The organism is Kitasatospora sp. NPDC058184, from assembly GCF_042883725.1.
Lineage (GTDB): Bacteria > Actinomycetota > Actinomycetes > Streptomycetales > Streptomycetaceae > Kitasatospora.
In genome coordinates this window covers 357,385-383,457 of sequence record NZ_JBHVVE010000007.1, presented here as the reverse complement: position 1 = coordinate 383,457, position 26,073 = coordinate 357,385, and the positions used below count along the sequence as shown (strand labels likewise).

The 26,073-nt window shown below is 73.6% G+C and carries 24 protein-coding genes; 9 read left to right on the top strand and 15 right to left on the bottom strand.

The annotated features are described in order from the left end of the window. Positions 1-9: 9 nt before the first annotated feature. Together ACFVXH_RS16645 and ACFVXH_RS16640 are read right to left on the bottom strand one after the other, a co-directional pair. Entirely contained in the window at positions 10-1,845 is a 1,836-nt protein-coding gene (locus ACFVXH_RS16645) for a M1 family aminopeptidase (protein ID WP_387824152.1), read from the bottom strand. Between the two features lie 110 nt (positions 1,846-1,955). Next, positions 1,956-2,585, bottom strand: coding sequence for a maleylpyruvate isomerase N-terminal domain-containing protein (locus ACFVXH_RS16640; protein ID WP_387824149.1), 630 nt, complete (start codon positions 2,583-2,585; stop codon positions 1,956-1,958). A 203-nt stretch (positions 2,586-2,788) separates the two neighbouring features. On the opposite strand from ACFVXH_RS16640, the gene ACFVXH_RS16635 reads away from it, so the two are divergent. From ACFVXH_RS16635 to ACFVXH_RS16620, 4 genes are all read left to right on the top strand, one after another. Then, positions 2,789-3,403, top strand: a complete 615-nt coding sequence (locus ACFVXH_RS16635; protein WP_387824146.1) for a LysE family transporter — start codon at positions 2,789-2,791, stop codon at positions 3,401-3,403. A 344-nt stretch (positions 3,404-3,747) separates the two neighbouring features. Beyond that, on the top strand, positions 3,748-4,470 hold the full coding sequence (locus tag ACFVXH_RS16630; RefSeq protein WP_117486606.1) for a TetR/AcrR family transcriptional regulator: 723 nt from the start codon (positions 3,748-3,750) through the stop codon (positions 4,468-4,470). 94 nt (positions 4,471-4,564) lie between these two features. Next, positions 4,565-4,894 carry a hypothetical protein gene (locus ACFVXH_RS16625; protein WP_049658719.1) on the top strand — a complete coding sequence of 110 codons (330 nt, stop codon included), beginning with the start codon at positions 4,565-4,567 and terminating at the stop codon, positions 4,892-4,894. 14 nt (positions 4,895-4,908) lie between these two features. After that, positions 4,909-5,982 (top strand): M14 family metallopeptidase, encoded by a 1,074-nt coding sequence (locus ACFVXH_RS16620; RefSeq protein WP_387824143.1) that lies wholly within the window; start codon positions 4,909-4,911, stop codon positions 5,980-5,982. Positions 5,983-6,074: 92 nt separating this feature from the next. Here the strand turns inward: ACFVXH_RS16620 and ACFVXH_RS16615 are convergent, their stop codons facing one another. The 4 genes from ACFVXH_RS16615 to ACFVXH_RS16600 form a co-directional block, all read right to left on the bottom strand. Further along, positions 6,075-7,454 (bottom strand): hypothetical protein, encoded by a 1,380-nt coding sequence (locus ACFVXH_RS16615; protein WP_387824140.1) that lies wholly within the window; start codon positions 7,452-7,454, stop codon positions 6,075-6,077. 6 nt (positions 7,455-7,460) lie between these two features. Further along, complete coding sequence (locus ACFVXH_RS16610; protein ID WP_387824137.1) at positions 7,461-8,231, bottom strand: hypothetical protein; 771 nt, start codon at positions 8,229-8,231, stop codon at positions 7,461-7,463. An 18-nt stretch (positions 8,232-8,249) separates the two neighbouring features. Next, entirely contained in the window at positions 8,250-8,489 is a 240-nt protein-coding gene (locus tag ACFVXH_RS16605) for an ABC transporter permease (RefSeq protein ID WP_234348641.1), read from the bottom strand. 435 nt (positions 8,490-8,924) lie between these two features. Next, complete coding sequence (locus ACFVXH_RS16600; RefSeq protein WP_049660629.1) at positions 8,925-9,551, bottom strand: TetR/AcrR family transcriptional regulator; 627 nt, start codon at positions 9,549-9,551, stop codon at positions 8,925-8,927. 192 nt (positions 9,552-9,743) lie between these two features. On the opposite strand from ACFVXH_RS16600, the gene ACFVXH_RS16595 reads away from it, so the two are divergent. Next, the gene (locus ACFVXH_RS16595) at positions 9,744-10,502 is read left to right on the top strand and encodes an SDR family oxidoreductase (RefSeq protein WP_049660627.1); all 759 of its coding nucleotides are present in this window, start codon (positions 9,744-9,746) and stop codon (positions 10,500-10,502) included. An 8-nt stretch (positions 10,503-10,510) separates the two neighbouring features. On the opposite strand, the gene ACFVXH_RS16590 is transcribed toward ACFVXH_RS16595, so the two are convergent. Then, positions 10,511-11,332, bottom strand: coding sequence for an NAD(P)H-binding protein (locus ACFVXH_RS16590; RefSeq protein ID WP_387824132.1), 822 nt, complete (start codon positions 11,330-11,332; stop codon positions 10,511-10,513). A 97-nt stretch (positions 11,333-11,429) separates the two neighbouring features. Here ACFVXH_RS16590 and ACFVXH_RS16585 point away from each other — a divergent pair, with 97 nt between their 5' ends. Next, positions 11,430-11,843, top strand: a complete 414-nt coding sequence (locus ACFVXH_RS16585; protein WP_074003676.1) for a helix-turn-helix domain-containing protein — start codon at positions 11,430-11,432, stop codon at positions 11,841-11,843. Positions 11,844-11,877: 34 nt separating this feature from the next. Here the strand turns inward: ACFVXH_RS16585 and ACFVXH_RS16580 are convergent, their stop codons facing one another. From ACFVXH_RS16580 to ACFVXH_RS16565, 4 genes are all read right to left on the bottom strand, one after another. Continuing rightward, complete coding sequence (locus ACFVXH_RS16580) at positions 11,878-13,161, bottom strand: alpha/beta hydrolase family protein (RefSeq protein WP_387824129.1); 1,284 nt, start codon at positions 13,159-13,161, stop codon at positions 11,878-11,880. A 120-nt stretch (positions 13,162-13,281) separates the two neighbouring features. Then, a complete protein-coding gene (locus ACFVXH_RS16575; protein ID WP_387824126.1) occupies positions 13,282-14,496 on the bottom strand; it encodes an acyl-CoA dehydrogenase family protein in 1,215 nt (404 codons plus the stop codon). A 6-nt stretch (positions 14,497-14,502) separates the two neighbouring features. Beyond that, positions 14,503-15,531: a phosphotransferase family protein gene (locus ACFVXH_RS16570; protein WP_387824123.1), complete on the bottom strand. Its 1,029-nt coding sequence runs from the start codon at positions 15,529-15,531 to the stop codon at positions 14,503-14,505. Between the two features lie 171 nt (positions 15,532-15,702). Next, positions 15,703-15,924 carry a hypothetical protein gene (locus ACFVXH_RS16565; protein ID WP_387824120.1) on the bottom strand — a complete coding sequence of 74 codons (222 nt, stop codon included), beginning with the start codon at positions 15,922-15,924 and terminating at the stop codon, positions 15,703-15,705. A gap of 466 nt (positions 15,925-16,390) precedes the next feature. Between ACFVXH_RS16565 and ACFVXH_RS16560 the strand changes: the two genes are divergently transcribed. Further along, entirely contained in the window at positions 16,391-17,614 is a 1,224-nt protein-coding gene (locus ACFVXH_RS16560) for a hypothetical protein (protein ID WP_387824273.1), read from the top strand. 80 nt (positions 17,615-17,694) lie between these two features. Here ACFVXH_RS16560 and ACFVXH_RS16555 read toward each other — a convergent pair whose 3' ends face one another. Both ACFVXH_RS16555 and ACFVXH_RS16550 read right to left on the bottom strand, forming a co-directional pair. Further along, positions 17,695-18,507 carry an isocitrate lyase/phosphoenolpyruvate mutase family protein gene (locus ACFVXH_RS16555; protein ID WP_387824117.1) on the bottom strand — a complete coding sequence of 271 codons (813 nt, stop codon included), beginning with the start codon at positions 18,505-18,507 and terminating at the stop codon, positions 17,695-17,697. A gap of 134 nt (positions 18,508-18,641) precedes the next feature. Continuing rightward, positions 18,642-19,385 (bottom strand): hypothetical protein, encoded by a 744-nt coding sequence (locus tag ACFVXH_RS16550; protein ID WP_380782246.1) that lies wholly within the window; start codon positions 19,383-19,385, stop codon positions 18,642-18,644. Positions 19,386-19,553: 168 nt separating this feature from the next. Between ACFVXH_RS16550 and ACFVXH_RS16545 the strand changes: the two genes are divergently transcribed. Continuing rightward, a complete protein-coding gene (locus ACFVXH_RS16545) occupies positions 19,554-20,624 on the top strand; it encodes a LuxR C-terminal-related transcriptional regulator (protein WP_387824114.1) in 1,071 nt (356 codons plus the stop codon). Positions 20,625-20,711: 87 nt separating this feature from the next. Here the strand turns inward: ACFVXH_RS16545 and ACFVXH_RS16540 are convergent, their stop codons facing one another. After that, positions 20,712-23,765, bottom strand: coding sequence for a hypothetical protein (locus tag ACFVXH_RS16540; protein WP_387824111.1), 3,054 nt, complete (start codon positions 23,763-23,765; stop codon positions 20,712-20,714). Between the two features lie 247 nt (positions 23,766-24,012). After that, the gene (locus ACFVXH_RS16535) at positions 24,013-25,221 is read right to left on the bottom strand and encodes an RICIN domain-containing protein (protein WP_143204599.1); all 1,209 of its coding nucleotides are present in this window, start codon (positions 25,219-25,221) and stop codon (positions 24,013-24,015) included. A gap of 403 nt (positions 25,222-25,624) precedes the next feature. Here ACFVXH_RS16535 and ACFVXH_RS16530 point away from each other — a divergent pair, with 403 nt between their 5' ends. Continuing rightward, positions 25,625-26,071: a hypothetical protein gene (locus ACFVXH_RS16530; RefSeq protein ID WP_387824108.1), complete on the top strand. Its 447-nt coding sequence runs from the start codon at positions 25,625-25,627 to the stop codon at positions 26,069-26,071. Positions 26,072-26,073 lie beyond the last annotated feature (2 nt).

Sequence of the window (26,073 nt, the reverse complement as noted above, 5' to 3'; positions counted from 1 at the left end):
TGTCCGGGCTCAGCCGTCGATGCGGTGCTGGCTCCAGAAGGAGCTCAGGTCCACCGTGGTGGCGGCCTGGGCCGCGGCCTTGAACTCCGCGGTGGTGGAGACGCCGTACCAGTGCGCCTGCGCGTAGTTCCGCAGCAGCGTGGTCATCGCGCTGTCGCCGATCGTCCGGCGCAGGTCGTGCAGGGCGCACTTGCCGTAGCCGTAGACGACCGTCGAGTAGCGCGAGGAGTTGGCGTCCCAGTACGCCATCGAGTTGGTGATCCGCTCCGCCGACGAGGCCCAGGAGACGCTGTTCCAGCAGCCGTTGCCGGTCTTGCCGAGGGCGAGGTCGGTGGCGTAGTCGGTGAAGGCCTCGTCCAGCCAGGGGCCGTTGTACTCGTCGTCGCCGACGATGCCGTACCACCACTGGTGGCCGATCTCGTGGGTGAGCGCCGTGGTGCTGACCAGGTCGAGGACGAAGCCCGGGTACTCCATGCCACCGAACCAGAAGTTGTTGTCGAGCACCGCGTCCAACTCGCCGTACGGATAGGCGCCGAAGCGCTGGGCGTGGGCGTCGACCGCCGAGGTCGCGGTGGAGAGCATCGACTGGGAGTCGGCCGCGCTGATCCCCGCCACCGAGTAGACGTTGACCTTCACCCCGGCGGCGGAGGTGCCGGAGATCTTCGTGAACGGCCCGGCGCCCCAGGCGAAGTCGCGCACCTTGCTCGCGGTCGCCTTGGTGACGGTCCGTCCGGCCGTGCCGGGGGTGTCCACCGAGGTGCCGGTCGCGGGCACCAGCAGACCGCTCGGGTGGTCCAGGGTGACGGCGAAGTCCGCGGCCACCGAGTAGAAGGACTCGCCGTTGTTGGTGTACGGGTCGAGGTGCCAGCCGGCCGCGTCCCGTATCGCCAGGACGGGCAGGGCGTTGCCGAGGAAGTTGTACGCGCCGTCGTGGCCGAAGCGGTCCGCGCCGCTCGGCACGGTGATGCCGAGGTCGAAGGCGACGGTGCCGCTCTGGCCCTGGGCGAGCGGGGCCGGCAGGGTGATCTTGAGCGCGGTGCAGTTCACCGTGAGCGGTGAGGGCGTGCCGCCGGTCACGTTGGTCACCGTGATCGGGGTGCTGGGGCAGCTGCCGTGGGCGTTGTCCCACAGCCGCAGGTACACCTCGTTCAGCGGGTCGGGCGAGGCGTTGGTGAAGGTCACGCTCTCGTGCCCGGTCCAACTGCCGCCGGAGGAGTCGCTGGTGAGGCCGACGGTGTACGTCGGCGCGACCGGGGTGCGGGTCGGGTCGCCGGGCTGGGGCGACGTGCCGCCGCCGGAGACGTCCAGGGTGACGTCGTCCAGCACGAAGCTGGTCTGCAGGCTGGCGTCCTCGACGCCGGTGAAGGCGAGCGTCACGGACTGGCCGGCGAAGGCGGAGACGTCGAGCGTCTTGTGCACGTACCCGGCCTTCGCGTCCAGGTTGGAGTAGGTGGCCAGGGTGGTGGAGCCGAGCTTGACGGTCAGCTTGTCGTACGCGGTGCTGCCGGTCGTCTCGGCGGTGTCGACGTGCAGCCAGAACCCGAGCGTCGCGGTGCCGCACCCGGCGGGGAGGGTGACGGACTGCGAGAGCGTGTCGGTGTGGCTGGAGCCGTAGCCGTCGAGCCAGGCGTAGGAGCTGCCGGAGTGGGCGCTCTGGCCGGTGTCGGCGGTGATCGCGCCGCTCGGCGCCGACCAGGACGAACCACCGGACTCGAAGCCGCCGTTGGCCACCACCTGGGCGGGTGTGCAGTCCGCGGCGCTCGCCACATTGGGGGTGGCGAGCGCCGCGAGGCCGGTCGCCGCGAACAGGGCGGCGCCGGTCAGGGCAGGGAGGAGTCTTCTCATCGGAGCCTCTCGTGGGGAGCGGGCCGGGAGCAGCAGCGTGACAGCAAACCCGCACCTTTGAAAGGCTCATGACATGAGACGCATACGCCTCACCCCACCCGACGGAAGCCCTACCGCAGCACCGGGAGCACCGCCTCGGCGCTACGGCCGGTCGCCGCCTCGATGAAGGCCACCGGGTCGGCCACCTCCGCCAGCAGGGCGCGGGTGAAGTGCAGCGCCCCCTCGGCGGGCGGCGGGCCGCCGACGGCCGCGATCAGGTCGAGCAGGTGGACGGTCGCCTCCATCAGCGCCACCTCGCCGAGCGCGCCGACCGTCACGCTGCCGAGCAGCGGGTGCGCCACCGTGGTCCCCGGCGGCAGGTCCGCGAGGCCGGCCAGCGCCGCCGGGCCCTCGACGCCGAACCGGGCGATCAGCACGGCGGGTTCGGCCACCTCGGCGGTCCGCTTCGCCGCCTCGGCGACCTGCCCGGCGGCGGTGTGGGCGATGCCGCCCGGCCGGTTGTAGGCCCGCAGGATGCCGACCCCGTCGGCCACCTCGGCCGGCGTGTCCAGGACGGCCGCGCGCAGCCCGGTGAACATCTCCGGCACCGGCGCCACGTGCGCGAACAGCTCCCGTACGGTCCACTCGGGCAGCCGGGTGGGACGGTCCCAGCCCTCGGCGGCCAGGGCCGCGCCCCGCTCCGCCCAGGAGGACCAGGCCTCCGCCAACAGCACGCGCACGGGATCGTTCTGACTGTTCATCGGCTCTCCTCGGGACGGTGATCACGGGATCGCCCCACGCTATCCCGGGCCCGCGGAAAGCCGTTTGCCACCCCCGCCCCGGGCCGTCACCATCGACCCATGACCGTCTCCGCCACCCGCCCGCTGCCCGTACCCGCCGCCACCCGCCCGGCCCCGGTCCAGCAGCAGCCCGGCCGCCCCCGGAGGCCCGACGCCCCCCGCGCGTGAGGGCCGCGCTGGTCGCGGGGCTGCTCGCCGGGCTCGGCGTGGCCGTCCCGGTGGGGGCCGTCGGGGCCTACCTGGTGTCGCTCACCGCACGCACCTCGCTGCGCACCGGCGCCTGCGCCGCCCTCGGCGTGGCCACCGCGGACGGGCTGTACGCCCTGCTCGCGGCGGCCGGCGGCACCGGCCTCGCACCGCTGCTCGAACCGGTCGCCCGGCCGCTGCGGATCACCTCCGCCCTGGTGCTGCTCGCCCTGGCCGCACGGACGGCCGCCACCGCACTGCGCGGCCGCTCCGGCCCCGCCGCCGGAGCGCGGCCGTCGCCGCCCACCCCCGCCCGGGCCTTCCTCGCCCTGCTGGGCATCACCCTGCTGAACCCGCTCACCGTGCTCTACTTCGCCGCCCTGGTGCTCGGCGGCGGCAGCCAGGACGGCGTCCCCGCCCGGGCGGCCTTCACCGTCGGCGCCTTCGCCGCCTCCGCCTGCTGGCAACTGCTGCTGGCCTCCGGCGGCGCCCTGCTCGGCCGGGCCCTCACCGGCCCGCGCGGCCGGCTGCTGACCGCCCTCGGCTCCGCCGCCCTGGTCGCCGCGCTCGCCGTCCGGCTGCTGCTCGACTGAGGCCGGCGCCGGGCGTGGTGACCGGCGCCGCCGGGTCGGACGCGCTCGGCGACCGGGCACCGGAAGGAGGTTGGCGAGCGGGTGCGGAGTGGCGTCACACACCGCGACCGGCCCCGCCACCCCGGTCGCCGCCCCCACCGCCCCTCCCCCGGTCATCTGACCAGCGGGATCGGCAGCGCCGCCGCCGCGCGGCCGCACGCCCGTTTACGTCCTATTCCTCCCTTGTATCCTGGTTCTGTATCCGCTGAGTGACATCCGCCGAAGACCCAGCCCGGCAGCGGGCCCCGCGCCCAAGCCGAGCCGACCGCCCGACGACGCTGCCACCGACCCGGAGGAGTGCGGAGATGGCCGAGCAGGACGCCCCCGAGAGGCGGGGCCGGCTGAGCCGCCCGCTGGTACTGGGCGCCGCCGTGGCCCTGGTCGACCGCGAGGGCCTGGCCGCGCTGACCATGCGCAGGCTGGCCGCCGATCTCGGCGTGGAGTCGATGGCCCTGTACCGCTACACCCCGGGCAAGGAGGCGCTGATCGACGGCCTGGTCGAGGCCTACTTCGACGAGATCAACGCCCGGCTGCGGGCCGGCGCCGCCCGCGGCCCGCACGAGGACGGCTGGCGCGCCGAACTGCGCCGCATCGCCCGGGCGTTCGCCGCCACCGCGCACGCCCACCCCGAGATCCTGCCGCTGGTCGCGACCCGCCCGCTGGCCGTCCCGGTGGCCCGCCGCCCGGCCTCGGTGCTGGAGCTCACCGAGCACATCCTGGCCGTGCTCGGCCGGGCCGGCTTCGACGACGCCGGCGCGCTGACCGTCTACCGCACCTTCGTCGCCTGGAACCTCGGCTGCCTGCTGGTGGACAAGCGCCAGGTGGTCGACAACCCGAACGAGCCGGACCCGGCCCTGCGGCTCGGCCTGCACCGGCTGCCCGCCGCCGACTACCCCAGGCTGCGCGCCCTGGTGCCCCGGTTCTCCGACTTCGACGACGAGGCCGAGATGCTGAGCGGCCTGGACAGCCTGCTCGACGGGATGCCCGAGCCGCCCCTTGACGGCTTCTACGGCGGCGACGCATCCTGAGGATACGAGGTACACGTCGGACATATCCGCTCGAATCCGGCACCGCCGAGCCGGCCGTGGGCCGCGCTCCCCCGGCGCCCGAGAAGAGGTCGCCATGTCCGCCGTTCCCACCCGACCGCCCCGACCCGACATCCTGCGACTCCGCGTCACCGCCAGGGACCCGGAGGTCCTGCGCGCCCTGCTGCGCGAGGCCCGCCCCGACACCGGTGGCCGCCCGCACGTCGAACCGGACGGCAGCGTCGGCATCGACGTCTACGCCCCGGAGGACCGGATCGCCGCCCTCGAACGCGAGGGCGTCACCGTCACCCGGATCGGCAACGCCAGCGAGGCCGGCCGCGCCGCCCAGGCCGAGGTCGGCACCGGCGACCGGTTCGCCGCCGCCGACGCCGTCCCGCACGGCCTCGCCGCCAAGCCCGCCGGCTGAGCCGGGAGGTCGTCATGCCGTACCTGAACATCACCGAGGTCGAGTCCGCCGTGGCCAGTCTGGCCACCGCCTACCCCGGCACGTCCGAACTGCTCACCCTCCCCGAGCCCTCCGTCGAGGGCCGCACCGCCCACGCCCTCAGGATCGGTGCACCGGCCCCGGTGCCCAAGAGCTGCGTGATGATGATCGGCGGTGTGCACGCCCGTGAATGGGGCAGCTGCGAGATCCTCGTCCACCTCGCCGCCGACCTGCTGGAGGCCCAGCGCGACGGCACCGGCCTCGGCTACGGCGGCACCGTCTTCACCGCCGACCAGGTCCGCAACCTGCTCCAGCGGCTGGACCTGGTGTTCTTCCCGCTGGTCAACCCGGACGGCCGGCTGTTCAGCCAGACCGCCGACCCGATGTGGCGCAAGAACCGCGACCCGGCCAACGCCGGCGGCAGCACGAACCCCGACTGCGTCGGCGTCGACGTCAACCGCAACTACGACTTCCTCTTCGACTTCGCCACCGCCTTCGCCCCGACCGCCACCCCGCAGGTGTCGGCCGACCCGTGCGACCAGCAGGTCTACGAGGGCCCGAGCGCCTTCTCCGAGCCCGAGACCCGCAACGTCCGCTGGCTGCTGGACCAGTTCCCGCGGACCGGGTGGTTCGTCGACGTGCACAGCTACTCCCAGGACATGCTCTACAACTGGGGCGACGACGAGAACCAGTCGGTCACCCCCGCCATGAACTTCCGCAACAGCCAGTACGACGGCAAGCGCGGTCTGCCCGGCGACGTCGCGTACGCGGAGTACATCCCCAAGACCGACGCCGACACCGCCGTGCTGCTCGCCGAGGCCTTCTGCCAGGGCCTGCACGGCGTGCGCGGCCTGGCGTACAGGCCGCTGAGCGGCTTCCACCTGTACCCGACCAGCGGCACCAGCGACGACTACGTCTTCGCCCGCCACTTCGTCGACCCCGAGCAGGGGAAGGTGCTCGGCTTCACCGTCGAGTGGGGCACGCAGTTCCACCCGCCGTGGGCCGAGATGCAGCGGATCGTCCTCGACGTGGACGCCGGGCTGGTGCGGTTCTGCCTGGCCACCGCCTGAACCCCTGCCCCGAAAGCCACAGTGCCCGACAGCAGGGCGCCCGCCACGACCGGTCGTGGCGGGCGCCTTGGGATGCGGGGGTGCGCGGGTGCTCAGGCGGCCCGGTGGAAGAAGAACGGGTCGATGGACGGCGGCACCCGGGTGACCCCGTCCGAGCTGAGCAGCTGGTGGGTGGTGAAGTTGGCGTTGCGCTGGTAGGTCACGCCCACCGGGAAGTTGGCCCGGTCGGGGGTGTTGTTTCCGGCGAAGACGCCGTAGAAGTCCTTTCCGACCGTGACCATCCGGAGGTAGTCCCCCAGGTACGGCAGCTGCGTCCCGGCCGGCGGCACGTCGCCCGGGGCCTGGTGCAGCACATGGCTCTCCGTGGTCCCGAAGCCGTCGCTGGTCAGCTCCAGCACCGTCGACCACTGGTTGTGGACCAGCTGCTGGTAGACCAGCCCGACCAGGCCGTCGGAGTTGACCGCCAGCGACGGGTTCTTGCCGTTGACCACGTCCGGGCGCGCCGCGGCCCAGGTCTGGCCCCGGTCCGCCGAGTGACGGCTGTGCAGCACGTAGTCGGTGGGGGCGGTTCCGCCGAGGTTGTCGCAGTAGGCGATCCAGACGCTGTTGGAGTCGGTGGGGTCCACGGCGACGGCCAGGTCCGCACCGGTGCGCTCCTGGCCCAGCGACCGCTGGTGCGGGTTGAACCGGGCCTTGCGGCCGGTGACCACGCGCTGGCCGACGTCGCCGACGGCCGAGTCGAGGAGGTCCTCGAAGGGGTTCGGTCCGACGCCGCCCTTGTCGTCACGGGTCATCACGACGTCGAAGGTGATCAGGGCCCCCGCGCCGGTGGCGGTCACGCTCAGGAAGGCGACGTAGATCGTGCCGTCCGGGTGAGCGGCGATCCGCACCGGCGGCCCGTCGAAGAGCGTGCCGGTGTGCCGGTCGAGCTTGACGGGCGCGAAACCGGCCGGAGCGGGCCCGGTGCCGGCGTCGTTCGAGACGTCCACGGTGGCGGTGCCGCCGGGCTGGGCGACGTCGTTGCTGCCGATGTACACCCGGTCGCCGCTGCCGCCGTTCGCCGTGACGGTGGTGGCGACGACCCAGGGCTGGTCCTCCCCGCTCCGGTCGACGAGCACGGCCATCGGCGTGCTCGCGGTGATGTCCGGTGCGCGCAGGATCTGCAGGTCGCCGCTCTGGCCGTTGAGGATGCCGGTGTAGAGCCGGCCCCCCGCCCCGCCGAAGCCGACGCTGATGTCCCCGGTGCCGAGAGCCCCGTTGCCCGGGACGACGCTGTTCAGCACCCAGGTGTCCCCGCCGTCCGTCGAGACGTAGACGGGGGCGAGCGGCCCGTTCATCGGGTCGGGGGTGAAGGCGGTCGCGACCATCTCCAGCGGGTTCTCCGGGTCGACCGCGAGGTTGGGCTCACTGTCCAGGTTGGTGTCGCCGCTCAGCGCCTTCGGGGTGATGTTGACGACCTTGATGGTGGGCATGTCGGCTCACCTCCGTTCCCGCAGCACGGCGAGCCTCTGCGCGGGCTGGTAGTCCTCGGGGTGGAGCAGCCGGTACGGCGCCCGCGCGGCGAGCTCGCCCCCGGTGGCGTGCAGCAGCCACAGGCCCAGCTGCCCGGGCGTCGGTTTGGGGACCGCGCGCCAGCGGATGTCCCCGCTGGCCGGGTAGAGCACGGTGGTCGGTCCGGGGGCGGCGCCGCCGGACTCGACGAGCGAGACGTCGAGTGTGGCGCGCCACCAGTGCGGGTCGTGCTCGGAGTACTCGGCCAGGCCGAGGTCCTCCAGGCCGACCACGGTGGCGACCACGACGGCGTCCGCCTCGGCGGCGTGCGCGGCCAGGTCCTGGTCGCGGATCTCCCGCTGCACCGAGGAGAAGGGGAGTTCGTCGGCCGTGGTGGCGGCCAGCGAGACGTGCTGCCGGACGGCGTCGGCCGGCAGCCGGCCGACCTCGGCCACGCCCAGGCCCTCCCCGTAGACCATCCCCCTGGTGAAGAAGGCCGCCGTGTCGCCGACCTTCAACAGCTCGGCGTCGGCGGCCAGTTGGACGGTGACCTCGCTGCCGCCGAGCTGCCGGAAGGCCGCGGGTGCGTGCAGCACCTGGTCCACCCGGACCACGGCGGTCCGTTCGTTCCTGGCCTCGGCCGGCAGGGCGGCGAGCGAGGTGCCGCCGACCCTGGTGACGGTGCCGAGGAAGCTCAGCGGCGCACTCCGGACGAGGTCGGTCAGCCGGGGTGCGGCGGCGGGTGCGGTGTCGGTCATGACGGTCCTCCGATCCGCTCACCGCGCGGCACGGACCGGGGCCGGGTGCGCCCGGCGCCACTCGGTCCGCGCGCCGAGCGCGCACCCGGCGGTGACGGCGGCCGCGAGCGCGACCACCAGCCACTCCGCGGCGCCGCTGCCGGCGTCCGGGTCGAGGCCGAGCAGCGTCTCGATCCACTGCGGCCACACCAGGGTGAGCAGGAACAGGAGCCCGGACAGCGCGCCGAGGGCCGTCTCCAGCCAGAATCGCGGGCGCACCGGGCTCGGTCGTCGATGGGCGGGGGCTTGTTGGGAAGGCATTGCCGCGCCTCCCCTCTCCCTCCACCCGGGCCGCGCCCGGCGCGCCACGCGCGCCGTCCCGGTGCCGCCGGGCCGCACGGGCCCCGCGACACGGCCGGCCGGACCGGCCCGGGTCGGGGTCTGCTCCCGTCGGCGCCGCCGGTCGGGGGCGTGGCCGCCGCGGGAGGGTGCTGCTGGGGGCGCGGCGCGGGGCCGCGCGGGGGGCCGTCTCTCGGGGCCGGGTGGCACCGAACGTCGTCGGCGCCGTACGTCTACGAGGCACACGTACGAGGGACACGTACTGCGTATACGAGTCTGCTCGCCTCGTCGCAGCAGGTCAAGGGGCCCGGAGCGGCACGGGCGGCACGGGCGGCACGGGCGGCACGGGCGGCACGGGCGGCACGGGGCGCCGGCTCAGACCCGGGCGCCGAGCATCCGCAGGACCAGCTCCCCGTAGCGGCGCCCGAGCTCCTCCGGCGCCTCGGAGGAGTTGTCGGTGTACCAGCGGGAGACGTCGATGCCCAGCGAGGTGACCGCGCGGGCCGCCGTCCGCACCTCCGCCACCTGGAACTCCCCCGCCGCCACGCCCGCCTCGATCAGCGCGCTGACCTCGCGCTCGATGTCCAGCCGCAGCGCCGCGACCACCGCGTAGGCGTCCTCGGGCAGCGCGTGCAGCTCGTAGTTGACCACCCGGCCGACCGTCCGGGCCCGGGCGTGCCAGGCGGTGAACTGCTCGACCAGCTCCCGCATCCGCTCGGCCGGTCCGCCCCCGCCGGCCACCGCGCCCCGGACCAGGGTCAGCGTGGCGGCGTGCCCGGCCCGGCTGATCTCGGCCAGCAGCGCGGCCTTCGACTGGTAGTGGATGTACAGCGCGGCCGGACTCATCCCCGCCGCCGTGGCGATGTCCCGGGTGGTGGTGGCGTGGAAGCCGCGCTCCGCGAACGACTCGACGGCGGCCTGGAGCAGCCGGTACGCCGCTTCGGGGCGGGCGTCGGCGCCGGGCAGGGTCGGCCAGAGGTCGGCGAGCGGGGTGCTGGTCATGGCGTCATCCTCCCAGAGAAACTCGTACAGGCTTTCGCGCCGGCCACCCCTCGGCCCGACCCCCGACCCGGGCCGGCGTGCGACGGGCAAGCGGTCGGCGGACTGTTGACAGCCTCCCGCACCGACAGCATGCTGAGCAAGCGCTTAGTCAGCTGACAGCAGGGATCCCCCGCACGAAAGGCAGGACGCTCCGTGGTGCACTCCTTCAAGGGCCGGGTGGCCGTCGTCACCGGATCGAGCCGGGGCATCGGCCTCGGCATCGCCCGCGAGCTGGTCGACCGCGGGGCCAGGGTCTGCCTCACCGCCCGCAACCCGGAGCCGCTGGCCGAGGCCGTCCGCGACCTGGGCGGCCCGGAGAACGCGATCGCCGTCGCGGGCAAGGCCGACGACCCGGCGCACCAGGAGGAGACCGTCGCCCGCACCCTGGAGGCCTTCGGCCGGCTCGACCACCTGGTCAACAACACCGGCATCAACCCGGTCTACGGGCCGGTCCTCGACACCGACGAGGCCGCCGCCGCCAAGATCCTCGCCGTCAACGTGCTGGCCCCGCTGGCCTGGACCCGCCGCGCGCACGCCGCGTGGCTGGGCGAGCACGGCGGCTCGGTCGTCAACGTCGCCTCCATCGCGGGCATCCGCTCCTCGCTCGGGATCGGCATGTACGGCGTCAGCAAGGCCGCGCTGATCCGGCTCACCACCGAACTCGCCGCCGAGCTGGGCCCCCAGGGCATCCGGGTCAACGCCGTCGCCCCCGCCGTGGTCAAGACCAGGTTCGCCGAGGCCCTGTACGAGGGCCGCGAGGAGAAGGTCGCCAAGGCCTACCCGCTCGGCCGCCTCGGCGTCCCCGAGGACATCGCCGGCGCCGTCGCCTTCCTGCTCTCCCCCGACGCCGGCTGGATCACCGGCCAGACCCTGGTCGTCGACGGCGGGGTCACCCTGGGCGGCGGCATGTGACCCGGAGGTCACCGCCCCTCGGCGATGACCTCCAGGGCCGGGCGGGGCGCGCGGCCGAGCAGGGCCGCGAGGTCGCCCGGCCCGCCCGGGCCGGCGAGGAAGCCGTGGGCGATCGCCGAGTAGGTGCCCACCACCATCGGCACCTGGAAGTCCCGCGCGTCCGAGGCCGCCACCGCCGCCCGGGCGTCCGTCAGCCGTCCCGGCCGGTACGCGGCGCCGAGCGCCTCGGCCACCTCCGCGCCGCCCACCGCCCGCTCCCCCACCAGCTCGTACGTCCGGCCCGCGTGCCCGTCGGGCGCCAGGGCGACGTTCACCGCCGCCTCGGCCAGGTCCGCCCGGGCCACCGCCGCGAGCCGCCCGTCGCCGAGCGGGGCGCTGATCACCCCGTCCGGGCCGGGGGCGGCGATCGCGCCCAGGAACTCGGCGTACAGGCCGTTGCGCAGCACCGTCCAGCGCAGGGTGGCGGACGCGCGCAGCCGCCGCTCGGTCCAGCGGTGGGCGAGGGCGTAGGGCAGGTGGTCGCCGTCGCCGGAGAGGCTGGTGTAGACCACGTGATCGACGCCCGCCCGCTCCGCCGCCCCGATCGCGGCGCCGTGCCGGGCGATCACCACGTCGTCCTCGGCGGCGCCGGCCGAGATCAGCAGCAGGGTCCGCACGCCGGTGAAGGCCTCCGCCAGTGTCCGCGGGCGGTCGAAGTCCACCAGCCGGGCCGGGACGCCCGCCGGCACCCGCTGCGGTGTGCGCGAGCCCGCGACGACGCCCTCCCGCCCGGCGAGCCGCTCCAGTACGAGCGCGCCCAGGCCTCCGTTGACTCCGGTGACGAGCAGCATGGGGTTCCTCCAGGGATGGTCGGTCGAGCAGATGATCGTTCGTCGGCTTCGCGACCATCCTCGATAGCCTGGGCGCCCGGCGTAAGGAGGCACTTCCATGTCAGCAGGGCACACCGCGGTAACCACCCCCCGCCCGGTGGTCTGGTGCGAGGACGGCGTGGACTGCGGGATCCGCGACCTGCTGGACCGCCTCGGCGACAAGTGGTCCGTCCTCACCGTCGTCGAACTCGCCCAGGGCGTACGGCGGTTCCGCGAGCTGCAGCGCGCGCTGCCGGGCATCTCGCAGCGAATGCTCACCCTGACCGTGCGCCGCCTGGAACGGGACGGCATGGTCTCGCGGACCGTCCACCCGACCGTCCCGCCGCAGGTGGAGTACGAGCTGACGCCGCTCGGCCACAGCCTGACCCACCTGGTGCGGGCGATGACGGACTGGTCGTACGACCACCACGACGCGATCGTCGACTCCCGGCGGCGGTGGGACGGGGCCAACCCGGGCTCCGGGATCCGCTGACCCCGTCCGGTGTCCCCCGGCACGCCGGGCCCGGCTACCGCTCGTACGCCATCTCCGGGAAGCGCGCCGAGGGCCCGTCCAGCAGGTGGTCGTCCTGGCCGCGCAGCCAGCGGTCGAAGAAGGACGCGACGTAGCTGCGGGTGGCGAGTTCGGCCCGGCCGGGGCGGATGTCGCCGACGTCCTTGCGCAGCTGGTCGGCGCCGAGCACGCCCTGCCGGGCGAGCTGCGGGAGCAGCGGCTGGGCGTCGGTGTACGAGCCGTGCCGGGAGCCGGTGAGGGTGACGTCGGCGTGCCAGCCGGTGCTGTGCCGCCACAGGGCGTTCCAGCCGGGCTGGTCTCGGTAGCCGCCGGAGTCCTCGCTGCCGGTGCCCATCAGCAGGAACGGGCGGTCGAGGCCGTCCTCGGCGACGCTGGGCAGGAAGACGCCGGTGTGGCCGTCGGGGCCGGGGAAGTGCAGCTGGCCGTCCATGTTGATCCCGGCCGCGATCCGCGGGTCGTCGTGCATGGTCTGGAGCGCGGTGAAGCCGCCCGCCGACTGGCCGACCATGCCGATCCGGCCGAGGTCGAGGGCCCCGGCGACCCCGGCGGGCAGGCCCGGCCGCTCACCGAGCGCGGCGAGCTGGTCCAGCACGAAGCGGGTGTCGGCCACCCGGGTGTCCATCGCCTTGCGCAGCACCGCGCCGACGTCCAGGCCGGGCTGCCCGAGCATGCCGGGGAGCACCGAGGGGGCCAGGTCGCCGTCGGGGAAGGCGACTTCGGAGGCCTCGTAGGTGTGGTCGACGGTGACCACCAGGTAGCCGCGCGAGGCGAGGTCCTCGACCAGCGCCGTCCCCCAGGTGCGCGGGTCGCCGAGGCCGGGCGAGTACAGCACCACCGGGCGCGGGCCGCCGGGCAGCGCGGGGGCGTCCCGGCGGGCGTGGGTGCGGATGGCCGACCAGTCGGTGCGGCCGGGCGTGGTGCCGTAGTTGAGCAGGCCGACGCCGTCCGGGCCGTCGAAGTGCCGCCCGGCGGCGGGCTCCATGTACGGGGCCCGGTCGTCGCCCGCGGCCGGCCGGGAGGTCGGGTACCAGAGGCTGATCATCAGCTCGCGCCGCTGCCCGGGGTGCCAGGGGTCCTCCCGTGCGGTGTCGGTGAGGTGCACGGCGGTGGTCCCGATCGGGTACGGCCCGCTGGGCTCCGGCAGCCAGGCCCGGGCCTGCCGCCCGGGGCTCGTCTCCCCCGGCGGCGGCAGGACCGCTCCCGCGGCCGTGCCGATCGTGCCCACCGCGGCTGCCGCCGCCAGCACCGCCGCCGCCACCGCCCGTCCCGGAATTCCCATGGTGTCCCTCCGCGTTCCGATCGATCGAACACGCAGGACACTACGGTCGGGAACGGGCCGCCGCCGTCATACCTGGGGGCCAACCGGCCCCGGAATACCCGGGTATCACACCCCTACGGGTCAGCGCCGGTACTGCCGCAGTTCCCTCCGGGCCAGCGAGCGCTTGTGCACCTCGTCCGGGCCGTCGGCCAGCCGCAGGGTGCGGTTGCCGGCCCAGAGCTGGGCGAGCGGGGTGTCCTGGCTGACGCCCGCCGCGCCGTGCGCCTGGACGGCCTTGTCCAGGATCCACTCGACGGTGCGCGGGGTGGCGATCTTGATCGCCTGGATCTCGGTGTGCGCCCCCCGGTTGCCGACGGTGTCCATCAGCCAGGCGGTCTTCAGCACCAGCAGCCGCAGCTGCTCGATCCGCACCCGGGACTCGGCGATCCAGTCCTGCACCACGCCCTGCTCGGCCAGCGGCTTCCCGAAGGCCACCCGCTCGTTGGCCCGACGGCACATCAGCTCCAGCGCCCGCTCGGCGATGCCGATGGCCCGCATGCAGTGGTGGATCCGGCCGGGGCCGAGCCGGGCCTGGGCGATGGCGAAGCCCGTACCCTCCTCGCCGACCAGGTTCCCCACCGGGACGCGGACGTCCTCGAACAGGACGTCGGCGTGGCCGCCATGGTCGGCGTCGTCGTACCCGAACACCGTCATGCCGCGCCGGACGGTCACGCCCGGGGTGTCGCGCGGGACGAGCAGCATGCTCTGCCGGCGGTGCGGCTCGGCGGCCGGATCGGTCTTGCCCATCACGATGAGGATCCGGCAGTCGGGGTTCATCGCCCCGGTGATGTACCACTTGCGGCCGTTGACCACGTACGCGTCGCCGTCCCGCTCGATCCGGGTGGCGATGTTGGTGGCGTCCGAGGACGCGACCTCGGGCTCGGTCATCGCGAAGGCCGAGCGGATCCGGCCGTCGAGGAGGGGGCGCAGCCAGCGCTCGCGCTGCTCGGCGCTGCCGAACTGGGCGAGCAGCTCCATGTTGCCGGTGTCGGGCGCCGCGCAGTTGAGCGCGGGCGGGGCCAACTGGATGCTGCGGCCGGTGATTTCGGCGAGCGGGGCGTACTGGAGGTTGGTGAGGCCGGCGCCGAGCTCACCCGGCAGGAAGAGGTTCCAGAGTTTCTGCTTGCGGGCCGCGGCCTGGAGGTCGGCGACGACGGGGGGCACGGCCCAGCGGTCGCGGGCCGGGTCGGCGAGCTGGGCGGCGAGGACGGGCTCGGCGGGGTACACGTGCTCGTCCATGAAGGCGAGCAGCTGCTCGCGGAGTTCTTCCGTCCGGGCGTCGTAGGCGAAGTCCATCGGTTCTCAGCTCTCCTTGAGGGTGCTCAGGCCGTGCCGGGCGAGGATCGGGGCCATCTCGCCGGCGCGCTCGAAGCCGGCGCCCAGGGTGCGGCCCTGCCGGAAGCGGTAGTGGATGCCCTCGGCGACGGCGGCCAGCTTGAACGAGGCGAAGGCGACGTACCAGTCGAGGTCCTCGGCCCGGCGGCCGGTCGCGTCGGCGTAGCGGGAGACGATCTCGTCGGCCTTCGGGAAGCCTGGGGCGGTCATGGCGGAGGGGATGATGCCGCCGCCGACGCCCGCGAGTTCGGTGTACATCACCAGCAGGCCGATGTCGGTGAGCGGGTCGCCGAGGGTGGACATCTCCCAGTCCAGGACGGCCGTGATGGTGTCGGCGTCGTCGACCAGGACGTTGTCGAGGCGGTAGTCGCCGTGCACGAGCGCGGGCGTGGGCGAGGCCGGCAGACGCTCGGCGAGCCTGGCGTGCAGGCGGTCGAGCTCGGGCAGGTCGCGGCTGCGGGAGGCGGCCAACTGCTTGGACCAGCGGCGCAGCTGGCGTTCCAGGTAGCCCTCGGGCCGGCCGAAGTCGGCGAGGCCGACGGCGGCGGGGTCGATCCGGTGCAGGGTGGCGAGGGTGTCGACCAGCCGCTGCCCGAGCGCGTGCACCCGCCGCTCGCCGAGGGCGGCGAGCGGGGCGACGTCCCGGTGGGCGGTGCCGGGGACGTACTCCATCAGGTACCAGGGGGCGCCGAGGGTCTCGTCGTCCGGGTCGAGCAGGAGCGTCCGGGGCACGGGCACCCCGGTGTCGCGCAGCGCCGTCATCACCCGGTACTCGCGGCCCATGTCGTGGGCGGTGGCGAGGACGTGCCCGAGCGGCGGGCGCCGCAGGACCCAGCGGGAGGCGCCGTCGCCCAGGACATACGTCAGGTTCGAGCGGCCCCCTTCGACGAGGTCGGCCCGCAGCGGCCCCTGGAGGAGGCCGGGCAGCTCGCGCTCCAGCCGGGACCGGAGACGGGCCAGGTCCAGTCCGGGCGGGTCGACGGGGGTCTCGGCCATCGGGCGGCTCCTCGGGGTGGATCCTCATTGACTAAGCGCTTGCTTAGCATTCAGCCCGAGGATGTCCCCTGTCAATGCCGCGAAGCCCGTCCGGGGGCCCTCCGGCGGGAACGGCGACGCCCGGGTGGCGGTTCGGACGAACCGCCACCCGGGCGCGTCGAAGGGGCGGGTCTAGCGGGGTGCGGCGGGCTGGGTGGCGCCGGCCACGCCATAGACGGTGACGGCGGGCTTGGGGACCGAGGCGGGCGCGGCGGTCGCGGCACCGGCGGCGGCGACCGCGACGCCGGTGAGCACGCAGGCGGCCACCGCGGCGGCCCCGGCCGCGGCGGCGAGCCGGCTGCGGACGCTCGTGGTCGAGGGACGGTCCAGCGGGCGGTAGTACGTCCTGTTCATGGCACACCAGTCCAATCGGGAAGGTCCACGGGACGCCGCACGAGGGCCGTGGGGCGCCGGAGGTTCGCTGAGCTGGAGCGACCCTAGCCGGGGCCGGAACGGCCGGGCACGTAGCGCCATGCCCATGCCACGAACTTGGCCGAAACCCGCGTGACGCCCGATCAGTCGCTGAACCCATCGGCGGCCGCGGCCGTTGCGGTGGTGGCGACGATGAACCACCCCTCACCCCCACACCCTCCGGGGGCCTCCACCGGAGCCCGCTCGGCGCGCCATCTCCCGTGCCCCACAAGGGAGTTGCTCACCCGGCCCACCCCCACCAAAGCCACACCTTCCCGACCTCGACAGAGGTCGATCAAAAGTGTTCTGATGATCACATTCATCGATCATCTTCCGAACAGCTCCTGATTGAAGATCAGAGAAATGGGGTCCCGTGCGGACTGCTCGCGGCTCGGCCATCCTGCTGGCGATGGGGGTCCTCGGGGCCTCCGCCCTGGCGACGGGATGCGACGGCACACCGAGCAGACCCGCCGCCACCACCGGCACCACCCCGCCCAGCCCCGCCCCGAGCACCACCACCGAGGCCCCCGCCCCGCCACCGCCCGCCCCCACCCCCACCTGGGACGGCCAGGTCAAGGTGCTCGGCGACGGCTCCACCTCCGACACCGGCCCGCAGCCCAAGCAGCCCGTGCCGGAGAAGCTCAAGCCCGGGGAGAAGCCGCCGCAGTTCGTCGTCTTCTCCTGGGACGGGGCACTGGAGGGCGACGACCGCCAGTTCTCCCGCTTCCGCAAGCTCGGCGCCGAGAACAACGCCCAGATGACCTTCTTCCTGAGCGGCCTCTACACCCTCCCCAAGTCCAAGAGCACGCTCTACAAGCCACCGCAGCACAAGCCCGGCGACGCCTCCATCGACTACGCCACCGACCCCCACATCAAGGACACCCTGGAACAGCTGCGCCTCGCCTGGCTCGACGGCAACGAGATCGGCACCCACTTCAACGGGCACTTCTGCAACGCCAAGGGCGGTGGCGAGTGGAGCACCGAGGAGTGGAAGAGCGAACTCGACCAGGCCGTCTCCTTCGTCACCAACTGGAAGACCAACACCGGCTTCAAGGACCTCCCGCCGCTCCCCTTCGACTACACCAAGGAACTGGTCGGCGGCCGCGCCCCCTGCCTGGAGGGCCAGAAGAACCTGCTGCCGGCCGAGAAGGCGACGGGCTTCCGCTACGACGCCAGCTCCCCGGGCGAGTTCCAGGTCTGGCCGACGAAGAAGGAGGGCATCTGGAACTTCCCGCTGCAGCTGCTCCCCACCCCCGGCAAGTCCACCCAGAGCCTCTCGATGGACTTCAACTTCCTGGCGAACCAGTCCGGGAACACCACCAACGGCGACCCCAAGAAGTACGACACCTGGGAGAAGGAGACCCGCGAGAGCTACCTCGCCGGCTTCGAACGCGTCTACAACGGCAGCCGCGCCCCGCTGTTCATCGGGAACCACTTCGAGTCCTGGAACGGCGGCATCTACATGCAGGCCATCGAGGACGTAATGAAGGGCGTCTGCAAGCGCGACGGCGTCCGCTGCGTCTCCTTCCGCCAGGTCGCCGACTGGCTCGACGCCCAGGACCCGAAGGTCCTCGACCAGCTCCGCCAACTCGACCCCGCCCAACCGGCCGACTGGTCCCGACTGGCCAAGTAGCCCGGCGGACCGCCACCGGAGACCCGGCGCGCGTGCGCCGGCGCCGGGTCTCCAACCGGACCGCCGCAGCCGGGGCGCGGTCAGCCGCTCACGGTGAACAGGCCGTTGAGCTCCGGGTAGTCGATGGTCCGCCGGAGGGAGTCGTAGCCGCCGGCGCGGTGCAGGTCGAGTGCCGCCTGCCGTGCGGCGGCGTAGGCGGCCTGGGCCACCCCCGAGCCTAGGCTGACCCGGGCCACGCCCAGGGCCCCCAGTTCGTCCACCGGCGCGGTGCCCGGCCCCGCCATGATGTTGAGGGGCACCGTCAGACCCGCGGCCAGGTCCCTGATGACGCCGGGGTCCGCGACACCGGGGACGAAGATCCCGTCCGCACCGGCGTCCACGTAGCGGCGCGCCCGTCCCAGCGTCTCCCGCAGCCGGGTGGCGGGGTCGCCCAGCCCGAGCAGGTAGGTGTCGACACGGGCGTTGACGAACAGGTCGACGCCCGCCCGCCGCGCCGCACCGCGGGCGGCCGCGATCCGGTCGGCAAGCGTGCCCGGCGGGCGGGTGCCGTCCTCGATGTTGACGCCCACCACGCCGGCCTCCAGCAGGCGCGTGACGGTCTCCGCGACCTGGGCGGGGCTCTGTCCGTAGCCGCCCTCGATGTCGGCGGTCACCGGGACGGCGACCGCCGCCGCGATGCGGGCGATGGCCTCCAGCACCGGGCCCCGGGCGACGCGGTCCCCGTCCGGGGCGCCGAGCGACCAGGCCACCCCGGCGCTGGTGGTGGCGATCGCGGTCGCCCCCGCGGCCTCGATGACGCGGGCGCTGGCCACGTCCCAGGCGTTCGCGAGCGCGAGCGGACGAGCGGGCGTGTGGAGGGAACGGAAGAGCGCGGACTTGCTGGCGTTGATCATGCCCCCAAGGCAACCAGCGGCTGCCACCGTTGTCCGGCGGAAAACCGACACCAACGACCGGAAGCCCAGGCCGCCCCGAGCAACGGGCGGGGCAGCCGCGGAGCGTCGCCGGCAGCGGGCCAGGGCTAAGGGCGCTACGGCCAGGGGTAGCCCACCTGTTCGGGTTCGTAGCCTCCGCAGAGCTCGGCGGTGGCACGGGGGTCGCCCGCGGTCAGCCGCGCTTCGAGGCGCTCGGCCTGGTCCGACGGGTCCTCCGCGGAGATCGGGAGGATCATCGAGAACTGGGCCCAGGGCAGAGCCGTCTCCTCCCGGCCGGGGGGATGCCGCAGGATGACGTCGATCCGGTCGGGTTCCAGGCGGGAGGCCCAGACGGCCTCCAGCTCGCACTCCCACCTGGCGAGCCAGTCCTCGCGTCCCCTCAGCCCTTCCTCCAGCAGCGTCGCGACCACTGCCCCCGGCCACTCCCAGCCGCGGTCCGCTTCGGCTCGCAGCACCTCGGCCTCGTACTGGTCCGCGGCGAACCGGAACTCCGGCAGGTCGAAGCCCCGTTCGGCCGGGTCGCGCCAGCCCGCCCAGACGACGTGCTCCCCGTCCCGAGCGACCGTCACGTACAGGGTGCTGCAGCACTGTTCCAGGCCGCACCCGGACACACCGAGCCGGACCTCCCGGGGCACGGCCGTGGCGTGCAAGCGCCCGCCCCGGCCCAGGAGGTACCGGGGGCCTGATCCGATGAACCGGGGGCCGCCCGATTCCCTGTTGCGGAGGGTCAGTTCGGCCAGGAGGTCCCGGCCGCTGACGACCGGGCGGACCTCCAGGTAGCCCTCGCCGGGCGGCGGGCAGAGGATGTTCAGGTCGAGGATGTCCGGTTCCGTGGCCACCGGCCCATGATCCCGGAGCCTTCCACCGCTGTCATGCGGATTTCGCCCGGCCCGCGCCCGGGGCGGCGGTTCGGACCGCCCCTGGCCCTCTCCGCCCCCGGGGAGGGAGCCTCCGCGCTGCCGTTCGGTGCGTGGGTGGGGCGCGAACTGTCGTGCTAGCTTCACCGGATGGGGCGACGTGGGGTGGCGGGGCGGGCGGCGATCGAGGGGGTGCGGGAGCTTGCCGGGGCGGGCTTGACGGCACCCGAGGTCTTCCGGCGGGCGGATGAACTGCTGCGACCGGTGCTGGAGTTCGACGCCGTGTGCTGGCACACCGCGGATCCGGCGACCGGGTTGGTGAACTCGGTGCAGAGCGAGGACCTCACCCTGGACGCGTTCGAGCACGCCGTGCGGCTGGAGGTGTGGGCGGACGACGTGGCGACCTTTCCCGAGATCCGGCGCAGCGGGGTGCAGGCCGAGACGCTGAGCCGGGCGACCCGGGGGTCGCTGCGGGAGAGTGTGCGGTTCCGGGAGCAGGTCAGGCCGGCCGGGTTCGGGGACGAGTTGCGGGCGGTGTTCGACGCGGCCGGCGGCATGTGGGGGTGCGCGGCGTTCCTGCGGGCTCCGGACCGCGGTCCGTACCTGGAGGGCCAGCGGCAGCTCGCCGACGCCGCCGCCCGGCACCTGGGCCACGCGCTGAGGGCGTGCCACGTACCGGCCGGCCCGCCCGAGGAGGCGGATGCCGGGCCGGCGGTGCTGGTGCTGGACCGGCGCAACCGGCTGCAGGCGCTGTCCGGACCGGCCGAGGAGCTGCTCGCCCGGCTGGCCGACCCCACCCCGACCTCGTTGACCGTCCCGACCGGCGTGGCGATGGCCGCCGAGCAGGCCCGCCGGGCGGCGCACGGGCTGCCCGTACCGCAGGCCCCGGTGCGGGTGTGGAGCCGGGACGACCGCTGGTACCTGCTGCACGGTTCCGCCCTGCGCGACGGCGGGGCGGCGGGCGCGGTGACGGTGGTGGCCTCGCCCGCCTCGCCGGCCGAGGTGATGCCGCTGTACCTGGCCGCGTACGGGCTGACCGCCCGCGAGCGGGAGGTGGCGCTGCTGCTGGTGCGCGGCGGCGACACCCGGGACGTGTCCCGGGCCCTCGCGATGACGCCGTACACGGTGCAGGACCACCTGAAGTCGGTGTTCACCAAGACCGGGGTGGGCAGCCGCCAGGAGCTGATCGCGCGGATCATGCTCGGCGAGGGGCGCTGCTGACCCGCACCTCATGGCCGGCCCGAAGGCACCCTCCCGATCGCCGCGCGGCGGTCGGGAGGGCGCCGTGTCGGACGGGCGGACGGGGTGTCAGCCCCAGTTGCCCACCAGCGGGATGTCGCCCGGGTTGCCGAACTTCCTGCTGTAGACCACCAGGTCGGAGTTCTCGGCGGCCCCGTAGAAGGTCTGGTCGCCGGGCCGGTACACGCCGATGGTCTCCTTGCCGCTGCCGTCCCAGTCGCCCTTGACCGGGCGGTCGCCGGGGTTGCCGAACCTGACGCCCGGGCGCGGGTGTTCCGTCTCGTTGGAGTCGTTCAGGTAGAAGGTCTGGGTCTGCGGGTCGTAGACGGCGACGGTGGTGGTGCCGTTGCCGTCCCAGTCGCCGACCAGCGGCTTCCAGCCCTCGTTGCCCAGCTTGATCCGGTACCTGACGGTGGCGTTGTCGTCGGACAGGTAGAAGTACTGGTCGCTGGGCCGGTAGACGCCGACCGTGCTCCGCCCCTGCCCGCTCCAGTCGCCGACCAGCGGGACGTCACCGGGGGCCCCGAACGGGAAGGTGGCGGCCACGGTGGCGTTGTCGTAGGACAGTTGGAAGGTCGTGGTGTCGCGGTGGTAGACGCCGACGGTGTCGGTGCCCGGCCCGTTCCAGTGGCCCGTCAGCGGGACGACGTCGCCGCCCCCGCCGCCGAACACGGCCTGGCCGGTGTACCAGCCGTTGTGGGCGGCCTGGCCGAAGCTGCCGTCCGAGGGCCGGTACACGCCCACCGAGGCGGGCGCCGGCGTGGGCGTGGCGTCGACCACGGCCTTGCCGATCCTCTGCTGCGCCGCGACGGTCAGCGGCACCTTGTTCGGCTGGTCCGGGCCGAGCCAGCGGAAGTTCTGCAGGTAGACGACCCGGGGGTCCTGCGCGGCGATCGCGCGGTACTCGGCGTTGTACGCCGCGATGTCGGCGTCGGTCTTGCCGGAGTAGCAGCCGTCGGCGACCCGGTACTCGTTGGTGGACTCCGGGAAGAGCATCAGGTGCTGGTCCGGCGAGGAGAGGAAGGTCTTCAGGTTCGCCAGCAGCCGCTGGATCTCGCCGCGGCCCTCGCAGTAGTAGTCGAAGCCGACGATGTCGACCGTGGACGGGATCGGCGCGGTCTGCTCGGCGTTCCAGCGGTCGAGGCTCATGATCAGCGTCTTGTCCGGGAACGCGGCCCTGATCTGCTCCGCCTGCGTCTGGACCTGCGCGGGGCTCAGGCCGTGTGAGTAGGGCTCGTCGCTCACGTCGACGGCGCCGATCTTGTCGATGTTCGGCCCGATGCGCCGCACCAGGTCCAGGAGGTTCTGCGCGGCGTTCGGGTTCGGGTCGACGGCCCAGGAACCCGGCGAACGCGGGACCACCGTCTCCTGGTTGAGGTCGATCACGCAGGCGGCCGGCCGGCACTGGTCCAGGAACTCCAGGCGGGGGTCCTGGTCGCGCAGGTAGTTGTTGAAGTTGGTCCACTGCGCCACCTCCGGCGCGTGGTTGGCGCTGAAGTTCGGCTCGTTCGGGTCCCGGATGTCGAAGAACCCGTAGTAGCCGAGCCCGCCCAGCATGGAGACCCGCAGGTCGTCCGCCGTGGTGACCTGGCCGGCCGCCGAGTGGTGGGCGCCGAGCGAGACGTAGCCGTCGCGGGGCAGCTTGGCGGCGGTGCGGCCGGAGAACACCGTCGTGCCGTTGACCCTGACGGTCGCCTGCTGCCGGTCGCCGGTCGCCAGCGCGGCCGACACCTCGTAGGAGCCGGCCGGCGGGACGGCGGGCAGCGCGGTCGGGGTGCCGCCCTGGAAGAGCGTCAGCCCGCCGTCGGCCTGGACGCGCAGGCCGAGCGCGATGTCCTCGGCGTCGACGGCGCCCGTGCCGCCCGAGGCGTTGCCGACGGCGAGGGAGGCCCAGTCCTGGCCGGAGGTGCTGCCGACCACGGGGGTCAGGACGGCGTGCACCGTGTAGGCGCCGCTCTGGACGTCCGAGGTGGCCGGCTTGTTGAGGCGGACCGCCGAGGTGCCCTTGGGGAAGGAGAGCACGTTCGGGTGGGCCGGGCTGTTGACCTGCACCGAGCCCGCCGGCGGGTCGAGGGCCAGGCCCTTGACGCCCGACACGGCGGTGTAGTTGGCGGAGATCAGGCTCGGCTGGCGGGCAGCCAGGTCCTGGTTGAGGCCGTGGTCGGCGGTGGCGTTGGGCGCGCCGTCGAAGGTGTCGACGAACGGCTTGGCGCTGCGGGTGGCGCTGGTGTCGATCCGGCTGACGTTCAGGCCGTGGCCGGCGCCGTCACCGAAGGTGGTGACGCGGTTCGGGTCGGAGAGGTACGCGCCGAGGTAGAGGAACTCGCTGCCCGGCCAGCGGGTCACCCCGGCCGGCGCGGAGACGGTGAACGGGGTGCCGTTCACGGTCAGGGTGACGGCGCGGTCGGCGCCGGTGGAGACGGTGAGCGAGACGGCGTACTGCGCCGTGGGCGCCACCGTGCCGGTCCAGAAGGGATTCTCGCCGCCGCCACCGTGGAAGAGGGCGAGCTTGCCGCCCGAGGTGACGGTCAGGCCGAGGTCGACGTCGCCGCCGGTGACGTAGCCGTTGCCGCGGTGGCTGCGGCTCAGCACGATCGAGCCCCAGTCGGCGCCGCCGGTGTCGCCGACGACCGGGTCGACCACCGTCGAGACGGTGTAGTGGCCGGTGCCGTCCGCGACGGCGGGCGCGCCGAGCATGATCGCGGAGACGCCCTTGGCGAACAGCAGCCTGTCGGGGTGGTCCGGATGACTGGTCTGGACGAACCACTGGTCGGGCGCGGTCGAGGTGTCCCAGCGGCCGGAGACCCGGGTGTAGGAGATCCCGTGCTGCCCGGCCGGGGGCGACTGCCGGGCGTCGAGGCCGACGTTCAGCCCGTACAGCGGGTCGGTGTCCTGGGCCGGGTCCAGCCGGAAGGTGTCCGCGAAGGCGCGCGTGGTGGTGAGGTCCACCGGGGCCGGGCCGGACCCGTCACCGGCCGGTGCGCCGGGCGCCGAGCCGCCGGGTGCTGAGCCGGCGGGTGCGGCGGCCGCCGTGGTGGGTGCGAGGCCCGCGGGCAGCAGTGCCAGGGCGAGCGCCGAGGCGCCGGCGAGCAGCCCGCGGCCCAGGCGTTGAGTGAGTATCACCGAGTGTTCGTCTCCCGGTCGTCGAATCGGCGACGCGGGTGTGCGCCCCCGAGGGGAGAGCGGACACAGCGGTGTCGTACCCCAGCTCAGCGACCTTCCCCCCGGGCGGGATCATAGAGGGTGGGTACGAACGGCCGCGCCGGGTGTTCCGGCGCGGCCGTGGGCGGGTCGGCTCGTTCACCCCCCGCAGGGCGTCGGCACCTCGTACCTCATGACACCTCGTGGAGCGTTGACACCTGGTGGCTCGTCACACCTCGAAGGGCGTGATCGTCTGCTCGGCGCGCCCGTCGAAGACCTGCGCGGTCACCGGGTCGCCGCTGCCCCCGGAGGTGCTGGAAGTCATGGCCCAGCCGGCGGAGTTCACCACGGCCTCGTTCATCACGTCGTAGGTCCACTGCTGGGCGGCCGAGCCGTCACACGCGGCGGGTGTGATCTGACCGCCGACGGAGGACGGCGCGGCCAGGCATTCGTTGCCCTCGGCGCTGCGCATGCTGCCGTCGCGGGCGAAGACGAACAGCTGGTTGCCGTTGGGCGATTCGGCGCAGCCGTAGGTGATCACGCCGGTGGCGCCGCCGCGGTCCAGACAGGCGCCGTTGGTGAAGCGCAGGGGCCAGCGGGCGGACTGGCCGAGGCCGGTCTCGGTGATCAGCGTGCCGTCGTCCTGCTTCTGCTGCCGGACCATGTCCTGGCAGGTGCCGCTGGTCGACGTTCCCGTGTTCTCGGCGGTGAGGGTGCCGCCATTGCCGGTCATCTTGCCCCACCGGTTCTCGGCGTACGCGTTGTCGTCGCACACGTACCGGGAGTCGTTCCAGTCGAAGTACTCCACCCAGCTGCTCCAACTGTGCTGGATCTTCGAGGAGTTCGGCAGCAGGGCCTCGCCCAGGACGAAGCTGGTGCCGGCGGTCTCGTCGCTCACGGTGACCTTCGCCCAGTGGGTCACGGGGTCGATCTCCACGTGGAAGGCGTAGGTGTCCCCGGTGACGGGACGGCCGTGGTTGACGGTGGTGTTGGAGCACTGCAGGTGCTGGCCCTCACCCTCGTTGTTCCAGCAGTGCGAGCCCTCGGTCCCGTCCTTGAACTGGAGGTCCTTGTCGGCCCAGGTCGACCAGAGGAACTGTCCGCTGTTCTGCTTGCCGAGCTGGAAGCCGGTGTAGGAGAGGTTCCCGTCGAAGTTGAACTGGTGCGCCCAGTACACGTCGCCGTCTCCCGGACTGGTGACCACGGTGTTGCGGAAGTCGACGTCCGTCACGGTGTCGGTGGTGTTGAAGGTCCAGTCCGAATAGGCGCCGGGCGTCTGACCGGTGGCCGTGATACCGGCGGCCGCCGGCAGGGCGGACGGCGTCGGAACGGCCTCGGCCGTCACGGCTCCGGTCCAGATCCCGGAGAGGGAGAGGAGGGCGGCGACGGTCGCCGGCCAGGCGGACGGGCGGGTTCGAGGGCGGGCTGGGAATGACACGTGGGGCTCCTTGGGAGAATCGGGAGGAATCGGGCGGTCGAGCATCCACAAGATTTCTCCGGCCGGAGGCGCGCGGCAATCGGAAGCACTACGGAGCGTGACGGATTTCCTGCCGGATCCGCCCGAACGCCCTGGTCAGCGGGACGGTCCGGCGGGAGGTCCGGGCAGGGGCGGGCAGCGCGTGGGACGACCAACCGGACGCATCCGGCGACCGCCGTCCGGAGCATGGCCGGGCGGCGCGATGACGGTCAGTTGGGATCGTTTTCGGTCAGGTCCGTCGATGTATCGATCTGGATCTATCAGCGACCTGATCACCGCCGCTAAGGTGCGGCGCATCCCCGCTGTTACACCCTCCCCGCGCCGCACCGACGGCGGGGAGACGACCGATCGGAACGGTGTCGCCGTGACCACGATCCTCCGCAAGCTGATGACCCGTACGGGGAGGGCGGCCGCCACGGTCGCCGTGCTCGCGGCCGCCCTCACCGGCACGACGGCGGCCGGCACGGCCTCCGCGGCGCCCGGCAGCTGGAGCTGTTCCGGGGCGCCCGTCCCGGCCGGCTACGTCATCACCATGTACAACGCGGGCGGCTGCAACAACCACGGCTCGTGGTACCAGCGGCCCGCGCAGGACCGCCTCTGGACCTGCTCCGGCTCACCGATCGTCTCCGGCTACGTACTGACCAACTACGACTCCCGGGGGTGCAGCGGCGTCGGCGCCTGGTACCACGAGCTGGTCCGCAACGGCGTCTGGACCTGCCCGTACTCGCCGATCCCGGCCGGGTACCGCAGCACCACCTACGACGCGCGCGGCTGCAGCGGCCTCGGCGCCTGGCTCACCGTGAAGATCTGAGC

Excerpts from the sequence above, each read along its gene's own strand:
- ACFVXH_RS16645 (WP_387824152.1), bottom strand. The coding sequence starts at position 1,845 with ATGAGAAGACTCCTCCCTGCCCTGACCGGCGCCGCCCTGTTCGCGGCG.
- ACFVXH_RS16640 (WP_387824149.1), bottom strand. The coding sequence starts at position 2,585 with ATGAACAGTCAGAACGATCCCGTGCGCGTGCTGTTGGCGGAGGCCTGG.
- ACFVXH_RS16630 (WP_117486606.1), top strand. The coding sequence starts at position 3,748 with ATGGCCGAGCAGGACGCCCCCGAGAGGCGGGGCCGGCTGAGCCGCCCG.
- ACFVXH_RS16625 (WP_049658719.1), top strand. The coding sequence starts at position 4,565 with ATGTCCGCCGTTCCCACCCGACCGCCCCGACCCGACATCCTGCGACTC.
- ACFVXH_RS16620 (WP_387824143.1), top strand. The coding sequence starts at position 4,909 with ATGCCGTACCTGAACATCACCGAGGTCGAGTCCGCCGTGGCCAGTCTG.
- ACFVXH_RS16615 (WP_387824140.1), bottom strand. The coding sequence starts at position 7,454 with ATGCCCACCATCAAGGTCGTCAACATCACCCCGAAGGCGCTGAGCGGC.
- ACFVXH_RS16610 (WP_387824137.1), bottom strand. The coding sequence starts at position 8,231 with ATGACCGACACCGCACCCGCCGCCGCACCCCGGCTGACCGACCTCGTC.
- ACFVXH_RS16600 (WP_049660629.1), bottom strand. The coding sequence starts at position 9,551 with ATGACCAGCACCCCGCTCGCCGACCTCTGGCCGACCCTGCCCGGCGCC.
- ACFVXH_RS16590 (WP_387824132.1), bottom strand. The coding sequence starts at position 11,332 with ATGCTGCTCGTCACCGGAGTCAACGGAGGCCTGGGCGCGCTCGTACTG.
- ACFVXH_RS16585 (WP_074003676.1), top strand. The coding sequence starts at position 11,430 with ATGTCAGCAGGGCACACCGCGGTAACCACCCCCCGCCCGGTGGTCTGG.
- ACFVXH_RS16580 (WP_387824129.1), bottom strand. The coding sequence starts at position 13,161 with ATGGGAATTCCGGGACGGGCGGTGGCGGCGGCGGTGCTGGCGGCGGCA.
- ACFVXH_RS16575 (WP_387824126.1), bottom strand. The coding sequence starts at position 14,496 with ATGGACTTCGCCTACGACGCCCGGACGGAAGAACTCCGCGAGCAGCTG.
- ACFVXH_RS16570 (WP_387824123.1), bottom strand. The coding sequence starts at position 15,531 with ATGGCCGAGACCCCCGTCGACCCGCCCGGACTGGACCTGGCCCGTCTC.
- ACFVXH_RS16565 (WP_387824120.1), bottom strand. The coding sequence starts at position 15,924 with ATGAACAGGACGTACTACCGCCCGCTGGACCGTCCCTCGACCACGAGC.
- ACFVXH_RS16560 (WP_387824273.1), top strand. The coding sequence starts at position 16,391 with ATGGGGGTCCTCGGGGCCTCCGCCCTGGCGACGGGATGCGACGGCACA.
- ACFVXH_RS16555 (WP_387824117.1), bottom strand. The coding sequence starts at position 18,507 with ATGATCAACGCCAGCAAGTCCGCGCTCTTCCGTTCCCTCCACACGCCC.
- ACFVXH_RS16545 (WP_387824114.1), top strand. The coding sequence starts at position 19,554 with ATGGGGCGACGTGGGGTGGCGGGGCGGGCGGCGATCGAGGGGGTGCGG.